Origin of the sequence: Kitasatospora sp. NPDC059088 (assembly GCF_042738155.1) — a bacterium.
Taxonomy (GTDB): Bacteria; Actinomycetota; Actinomycetes; order Streptomycetales; family Streptomycetaceae; genus Kitasatospora.
This window is the reverse complement of the sequence record NZ_JBHYGR010000119.1, coordinates 21,421-29,067: the sequence shown is the minus strand read 5'-3', so window position 1 is coordinate 29,067 and position 7,647 is coordinate 21,421. Positions and strand designations below refer to the sequence as shown.

At 74.8% G+C, this 7,647-nt stretch carries 6 protein-coding genes; 3 read left to right on the top strand and 3 right to left on the bottom strand.

All coding sequences use genetic code 11. The annotated features are described in order from the left end of the window. Positions 1-115: 115 nt before the first annotated feature. From ACFWXO_RS35735 to eccE, 3 genes are all read right to left on the bottom strand, one after another. Entirely contained in the window at positions 116-2,362 is a 2,247-nt protein-coding gene (locus ACFWXO_RS35735) for a MinD/ParA family protein (RefSeq protein ID WP_380529309.1), read from the bottom strand. 130 nt (positions 2,363-2,492) lie between these two features. Continuing rightward, the gene (locus tag ACFWXO_RS35730) at positions 2,493-3,260 is read right to left on the bottom strand and encodes a hypothetical protein (protein WP_380529307.1); all 768 of its coding nucleotides are present in this window, start codon (positions 3,258-3,260) and stop codon (positions 2,493-2,495) included. Further along, the gene (gene eccE / locus ACFWXO_RS35725; protein WP_380529305.1) at positions 3,260-4,663 is read right to left on the bottom strand and encodes a type VII secretion protein EccE; all 1,404 of its coding nucleotides are present in this window, start codon (positions 4,661-4,663) and stop codon (positions 3,260-3,262) included. Before eccE ends, ACFWXO_RS35730 begins: the two co-directional genes overlap by 1 nt. A gap of 211 nt (positions 4,664-4,874) precedes the next feature. On the opposite strand from eccE, the gene ACFWXO_RS35720 reads away from it, so the two are divergent. From ACFWXO_RS35720 to ACFWXO_RS35710, 3 genes are all read left to right on the top strand, one after another. Continuing rightward, complete coding sequence (locus ACFWXO_RS35720; RefSeq protein WP_380529303.1) at positions 4,875-6,623, top strand: type VII secretion protein EccB; 1,749 nt, start codon at positions 4,875-4,877, stop codon at positions 6,621-6,623. A 182-nt stretch (positions 6,624-6,805) separates the two neighbouring features. Then, positions 6,806-7,108 (top strand): WXG100 family type VII secretion target, encoded by a 303-nt coding sequence (locus tag ACFWXO_RS35715; RefSeq protein WP_375896056.1) that lies wholly within the window; start codon positions 6,806-6,808, stop codon positions 7,106-7,108. 99 nt (positions 7,109-7,207) lie between these two features. Beyond that, positions 7,208-7,501, top strand: a complete 294-nt coding sequence (locus tag ACFWXO_RS35710; RefSeq protein ID WP_375896059.1) for a WXG100 family type VII secretion target — start codon at positions 7,208-7,210, stop codon at positions 7,499-7,501. Positions 7,502-7,647 lie beyond the last annotated feature (146 nt).

Here is a 7,647-nt window from a genome sequence, read left to right as displayed (position 1 = left end):
TTTTTGTTTAAAAGCCCCCGGGCGCCCCCCGCGGCCGGCCCCGGGGCGGCCCGCCGCGGGGGGGCCCCCCCGAGGGCCCCCCCCCCACCCCGGGGGGGGGGGGCCCTTCCGTACGTCACTGCGGGGGCGCCTGCGGCGGGTAGCCGTAGCCGGGGCCCGGCTGCGGGGCACCGGGCTGCTGCGGCCACGGGGCTCCGGGGGCGGGCTGCTGCGGGTAGCCGTACCCGGGCGGGGGCGGCGGGGCCTGGCCGGGCTGCGGCGCCCACGGCGCCCCCGGGGCGGGCTGGCCCGGGTAGCCCTGCTGCTGGGGATCGGCGTACGGCTGGGGCAGGCCCGGCTGCGGGTAGCCCGCCTGCGCCTGCTGCTGCCAGCCGGCTTGCTGGGCGGCCGCCTGCTGGGCCCGGGCGATGTCCTCGCCGACCAGGGTGGCCAGCTCGAAGTAGGCCTCGCGGACCTTGGGCCGCATCATGTCGAGGTTGACCTCGGCGCCGGCCGCCAGGCTCTCGTCGAAGGGCACCACGATGACGCCGCGGCAGCGGGTCTGGAAGTGCGCGACGATGTCCTCGACCTTGATCATCTTGCTGGTCTCGCGCACCCCGGAGACCACCGTGATGCTGCGCTGCACGAGGTCCGCGTAGCCGTGCGCGGAGAGCCAGTCCAGCGTGGTGGAGGCGCTGGAGGCGCCGTCCACGCTCGGGGTGGAGACGATGATCAGCTGGTCGGCGAGGTCCAGCACCCCGCGCATCGCGCTGTACAGCAGGCCGGTGCCGGAGTCGGTCAGGATGATCGGGTACTGGCGGCCCAGCACCTCGATGACCTGGCGGTAGTCCGAGTCGTTGAAGGTCGTCGACACGGCCGGGTCGACGTCGTTCGCCAGGATCTCCAGGCCCGAGTTGAGGTCCTGCGAGGTGAACTGACGGATGTCCATGTAGCTGCGCAGGTGCGGGATGGCCGTGACCAGGTCGCGGATGGTCGCGCCGGTCTGGCGCTTGACCCGGCGGCCCAGGGTGCCGGCGTCCGGGTTGGCGTCGATCGCGATCACCTTGTCCTGGCGCTCGCTGGCCAGCGTGGCGCCGAGCGCGGTGGTGGTCGTGGTCTTGCCGACGCCGCCCTTGAGGCTGATCACGGCGATCCGGTAGCAGCTCAGCACCGGGGTGCGGATGATCTCCAGCTTGCGGGCCTTCTCGGCCGCCGCGGCCTTGCCACCGAACTGGAACCGCGGCTGCTGGCGCTGCTGCTTGGGCTGGCTGCGCAGCAGCCGGTCCGAGGACAGCTCCACGGCGGCGGTGTAGCCCAGCGGCGCGCCGTGGGCGGTCTGCTGCGGGGCGGCGGCCTGCTGGAACGCGGCGGGCGGCGGCATGGCCGCGCCGCCCTGCGGCGGCCAGGGCTGGGCGGGGGCGGGCGGCTGCGGCTGGCCGGGCTGCCCGGGGTAGGGGTGGCCGGGCTGGGGTTGGGGCTGGGTGGCGGGCGGCTGCTGGTAGGCGCCGGGCTGCGGCCAGCCGCCCTGGCGCGGATCCACCGGGGCGGGCGGCGCGGGCTGCGGCTGGACCGGCTGCGGCTGTGCGAGCTGCTCAGGGTAGGGCTGGCCGAGGTGGGGCTGGGGCTGGGCGGCGGCCGACTGCTGGGCGGCCCAGCCGGCCTGCGGGTCCCAGCCCATCTGCGGGTCCGGCGGAGCCGCCGGAGCCGTCGGGCCCTGGGGCGGTCCGGGCTGGGCCGGCGGCTGCTGGGCGAACTGCTGAGGGGGTACCGGCGGCACCGGCGGACCGGGCTGGGCGGGCGGGGCGGGCGGTCCGGCCTGCGGCACCGGCACGGCCGCCGGGTACGGCTGCGGCGCGCTCGGCTGGGCCGGTGCCTCCGCCGCCTGCGGCCACGGCTGGGCGGCGAGTGGTGCCTGCGGCTGCTCCGGCGTCACCGCCGGGGCCGCCACCGGGAAGGGGACGTGCTGCGCCTCGGCCTGCACGGGCGGGACCGGCGGCACCGGGGCGGGGAGGGGCGCCGGCTCGGCCGCCGGGGCGGGAGCGGGAGCCGGGGGCGCGAGCGTGTCCGGTGCGGGAGCAGCGACCGGCACGGGCGCGGGCAGGGGTGCGGGCACGGGCGCGGGCGCGGGCTGGGGTGCCGCGGGCGCCTGGTCGGCCGTCGGCACCGCGGCCGGTGCGGGAGCGGCCGACTCCGGCGTCGGTACCCCGGCCGCCGGAGCCCCGGCCGCCGCGGCGTCAGCCCCCGGGGCCGGCGCGGCGGGCGCCGCCGCCGGGCCCGACTGCACGTACCAGGACGGGGGAGTGTAATCGGGCGCGTCGGACCAGTCGTCGTCGTCCTCCGCCGCGTTGTCGCCGACGTAGACGCCGTCCCGATCGCTGCTCACTAGGGCTCCCTCGTGTTCGCCGCCGCTTGTTCAGCGGTGCCGTTGCCGCAACAAAGACTAGGCCGTTCGGCTGCCCCTGTTGAAGGCGGCTTCGGTTCCGGACCGGGAACGACCGGCCCGGACACGCCCCTCAGTCCATCCGGCGCGGGCCGCCGAGCACCTGCTGTTCGGCCTGGCCGGCCACCGTCCGGACGTACTGGCGCCGCATCCGGGTGGCCCACAGGGTGAGGTCGTCGCCGAGGCCGGGCAGCGCGGCCACGTCCTCCGGCGGCAGCGACAGCACCCGGCCGACCACCTCCGCCTCCTGGGGCATGATCCGCTGCACCCCGACCAGGTCGGCCGCGTTGAGCACCCGGGAGGCGTTCGGGCCGAGGTAGGGCAGCAGGGTCAGCGTGGTCTGCCAGGGCGCGGCGGAGAGCCGGGTGCGCGGCGGGCGGGCGCCGAGGTCGCGCACCACCAGGACGGGCGAGGCCACCGAGGCGCCCTGCGGGCCGAGCCGTCCGACCTGGTGCACCGTCACGCACGGCTGGCCGCCGCCGGCGGCCTGCGCCATCGGGCCCCAGAGCTGGGCGCGGGCGGTCTCCACCGCGACCCGGGCGCCGATCGCGGCCGCGCGCAGCGCGATCACCTGTGCCGTCCACACGCCGCCGACCAGCACCAGGTCGTACGCGCTGGGGCGGAACAGGCCGAGCACCGCGGGCAGGCCCTGCGGGTCGACGCCGATCACCACGCCGTCGTCGCCGACCGGGAAGGCCAGCGCCGCCAGGTCAGCGGCCTCCAGCACGTGCTTCTCCCGGCACGGTCCGCGCAGCCCGAAGCCGGGCAGGATCCGCGGTCGCGGCCGGCGCTGCTCGGTGCCGGGGGTCGGACCGGGGGCGGGGTAGGTCTGGTACGCCATCAGGACGTCCCTCCCAGCGGCAGGGTGGCGAGCATGCCGGGGGCCTGTTCGAGGTCGAGCCGGACCAGGCCGAGGCCGGCGCTCTGGGCCCGCGCCTCCAGCTGGCGGCCGATGTCGCCGACCTCGTCCTCGTTGCGCCCGGTCACCCGCAGGTGGCCGCTGACGGTGACCGAGCCGCCGGTGCCGTGCCCGGCGGTGAGGCTGAACGTGCTGGCCAGTGCGGGGGAGCCGGTGATCAGGTTGACCAGGTCCGGGGCGCCGATCCGGCCGGCCGCGCCGCCGGGGCGGGTCAGCTGCGGCCAGCGGGAGATCCAGTAGGTGCTGTGCCAGCGGTCGTCGATCCGCCAGAAGCGGTTGCCCTCCTGGGTGCGGCGGGTGGTGCCGCCGCCGCTGCCGGTGCCCTGGCGTCCGGCCACCGCGATCGGGTTGGCACAGGTGGCGATGGCGAGGGCGGAGATCAGTTCGCGCTCGTCCAGCACGGTGGCGTTGAACCCGGCGCTGTTGAGCCGTCCGGCCAACTGGTCGGTGACCCGCTGGAGGGCCTTGCGGGCGCCCTCCTCGCCGCCGCCGCGGGCCCGGACGGCGGTGGCCGCGCGCTCCGGGTCGAGCTTGAGGGCGACCCAGGTCAGTCGCAGGCCGGGGGTGGCGGTGCCGTCGGGCAGTTCGCGGTAGCCGCGGGCGGCCAGCGACTGCTCCGGCACGTGCTGGGCCGGGGCGGGCTGGGTGTGCTGGACCAGCTGCACCGACTCCAGGGCGATGTCGTCCACGGTGAGCGCCGAGCAGATCACGTCCAGCGGCAGCGGCAGCGCGGTGCGCACCGGGCGCAGCGGCTGGTCCTTGGCCTGGACGAGCAGCACCGAGCTGAGGAAGGTGCCGTCGCCGACCATGCCGGTCTCCCGGCGCACGGGGCGGCCGCCGAAGTCGGCCTCGGTGGCGTGGGTGCAGGTGCGCAGCGCCGGCTCCAGCTCCAGCGCGGGCGCCAGCGCCGGGTCGGTGCCGGGCGGCGGCAGCAGCGACTTCGCCTGCCTGCGGCGGGACTTGAGGGCCGAGCGGACCCGCAGCAGCTCCGGGACGGTGCGGCCGCGCAGCGGGACGAGCGCCACCACCAGCAGGACCAGCGAGACCGCGCCGAAGCCGGCCGCGACCGGGCGGCTGATCGTCCAGCCGACCGCGACCAGGGCGACCGCGACCTCGACCAGGACCAGCTGCTGGAGCTTCAACCGGCCGCCGAGCAGCCCGGGTCGGGGGTTGACGCGCACCTGGACGGGGCCGCCCCCGCCGCCCGTCGGCGGCCGTTCGGCCGCGGCCCCGGTGGGCGCGGCGCCGCGACGGGCGCGCCCGGACCGGTGCGACCTTCCGCCGCCCGCGTCGGCGCCGCGTTCTGGAGCGGTCTGGCTTGGCATCCCCCGATGGCCCTCTCTGATCCGTTGTCGCGGCCCGGCTGGCTGGTTCGCGGACCGTACCCGTACCGTACTCACCGTCTGCTGCCGCATCGTAGAGGGTTCGGGCCGGATCCCGCCCGGCGGGTGCGGGCCACGGGCAGGTCGGGCCGACGGGAGGCCGGGCACCGCCGGCACGGCGCCGGCACACGTCTGACAGAGGGGGACGACGAGGATGGCATCGCGCCGGGACGAGCTCAACGCGTACACCTTCGCCCGCAAACGCACGGTGGGGGCGTTCCTGCTGCCCTCCGGCGGCGGCAGTGACGAGGACGCGCCGCGCCCGGTGAAGGCGGTGCTGCCGAGCGTGCTGGTGGGGGCCGTGGCGGTGGCCGGGTTCGGGCTCTGGGGGGTGTTCAAGCCCGCCGCCCCGGTGCAGTGGGACAGCGGCAAGAACATCATCCAGGGCAAGCAGTCGACCACCCGCTACGTGGTGCTGACCGACCCGGACGGCAGGACCAAGCGGTTGCACCAGGTGCTCAACATGTCCTCGGCGCGGCTGGTGCTGCCGGTCGACGCCAAGGTCGTGGTGGTGGACGACGGGGTGCTGGACCGCTACCCCAACCACGGCCCGACCATCGGGATCCCGTACGCCCCGGACAAGTTGCCGGGCAAGGACAACGCCAACCAGCCGATGAAGTGGGCGGTCTGCGACCGTCCGGGGTCGGACGACAAGCGGGAGACCGTCAACCAGGCCGTGTTCGTGGCGGCCGGGGCGGACGCGGCGGCGCTGTCCGCGAAGGACCGGATGCTCGGCCCGGACCAGCTGATGCTGGTGCAGCAGGCCGACGACCAGCAGGTGTCGACCACCTCGGCGGCGGGCCAGGCGGTGGCGAGCCTGTTCCTGGTCGACGCGCAGGGCCGCAAGCACGCGATCGGACCGAAGTCCGACGACAAGGAGCGCAAGGCGCTGGTCACCGCGGTCTTCGGGCCCAACGCGGTGCCGCAGCGGGTGAAGCGGGAGTGGCTGGACACCCTGGTGCCCGCGAGCCCGATCGTCTTCCCCGACGTCAAGGAGACGGCGGACAGCCAGGGCCCCAACTCGAACGTGGCCCTGGGCAACGCGGCGGACCGCCGGATCGGCCGGCTGGTGCACTACCAGGACCGCAACTACGTGGTCGGCAAGGACGGCCTGTTCCTGATCACCCCGTTCCAGGCGGAGCTGATCCGGCAGAACCCGGCCTACCAGATGCTCTACAAGTACGACCAGGACAAGCGGCCGCGCAGCGACGAGATGACCCCGGACGACCAGTCCAGGTTCAACACGGACGTCCGGCTGCCGAACACCCCGGACGACTGGCCGTTGAAGTCCGGTGCGCCGGTGAACAACTGGACGGACCGGCAGGACCCCCGCCAGGTGGTGTGCAGCACCTTCGACGGCATGGCCGAGGACGGCCGCACGCCCAGGCGCAGCGTCTGGGCGGGGACGGCCTACCCGGCGGCGTACAACAACGGCGCGGGCGCGGCGTTCGTGACGCCCGGCCACGGCCTGTTCTACCGGGCGGTGGACAACGCGGCCGGCGGTGGCGCCGCGGGTGCCGGGGCCACTCCGACGGCGGCGGCCAACGCCAGCGCCGGTGCCAGTGCGGCCGCCAACGCCGGTGCGGCCGACGGCTCCGGCACCGACTTCCTGATCACCGAGACCGGCCTGCGCTACTCCGTCCCGGCCAACGGCGACGGCGGCCACGGCCCGTCGGCGACGGCGAGCGGTGCGCCGAAGGCGGCGACCCCGGCGCCGGGCGCCCAGAACCCCGGGGCGGGGGGCCAGCCCACCCAGAACCCGGACGACCAACCCGGCGGCAACCAGGCGCGGTTGGGCTACCAGAACGTCCAGCCGCTGCCGGTGCCCAAGGAGTGGTCGAACCTGGTCCCGGCCGGCCCGCCGCTGACCGCGAAGAGCGCCGCGCAGCCGCAGAACGCCTGATCGGCCAAGCCCGGCAACGGAATTGGCCCCAGTGTCATGGTCTGGTAACTAGTGGACGCTCGATGTTGGGCGAGTTGCGTGTGCCGACTACAGTGCTGCTGGACATCACACGGGTGATGCGACGACGGGGCCCCGGGGGCCCTCCGTACACACAATGTTTGTCTCATGGGGGATGGTGGAGCATGAGTGACGGCCAGTTCACGGTGACCGCTCAGGAGATGATGGACTTCGCCGGGAAGATCGAGACGGCCATCGGCCAGATCGAGACGGAGCGCAAGGCGCTCCAGACCACGGTCGAGAACATCACCAGTGGCTGGAAGGGCCAGGCGGCGGACGCCTACAAGGTCCTCCAGGGCAAGGTCAACACGGACGTCGACGACCTGCGCAAGTCGCTGACCGCGATCAAGCACGCCATCGAGCTCACCACCAAGCACTACGCGAGCGCGGAAGAGGAGCAGAAGGCGCTGTTCGGCCCGCAGGGCTGAGCGCCGCAGAGCTGACCAGCACTCTGTTCCGACCGTCCGTTCGACGGGGCGCCCGCGGCTGAGCGCCGGGTGCTCCGCATCCTCGTCAAGGGAGACATTGTGACCGACCACATCCTCGTCAACTTCCAGACCCTCCACCAGGCGTCGCAGGACGTGCAGAACTCGGCGAACAAGATCGAGGGCATGCTGTCCGACCTGCGCAAGGAGGTCACCAAGATCTCCCAGGGCTGGCAGGGCCAGGCCCAGCAGGGCTACAACGCCCAGCAGGCCAAGTGGGACTCCGCCGCCCAGGACCTCAAGGAGACCTGCGCCAAGATCTCCGGTTCGCTGGAGAGCGCCGCGCAGAGCTACAACGCGACCGAGAAGAAGAACGCCGGTCTCTGGCAGCAGTAGTCGACCGACCGTTCCCGGACGGGAACGACAGGGGCGGGGGGCCCGGCACCGGGCGCCCCCCCCCCGGCGCGCGGCGCCGGCCGGGGGGGGCCCCGAGGGGGGGGGGGGGGGTGTGTTTTAAAAAAAAACCCACCCACCCAGACACA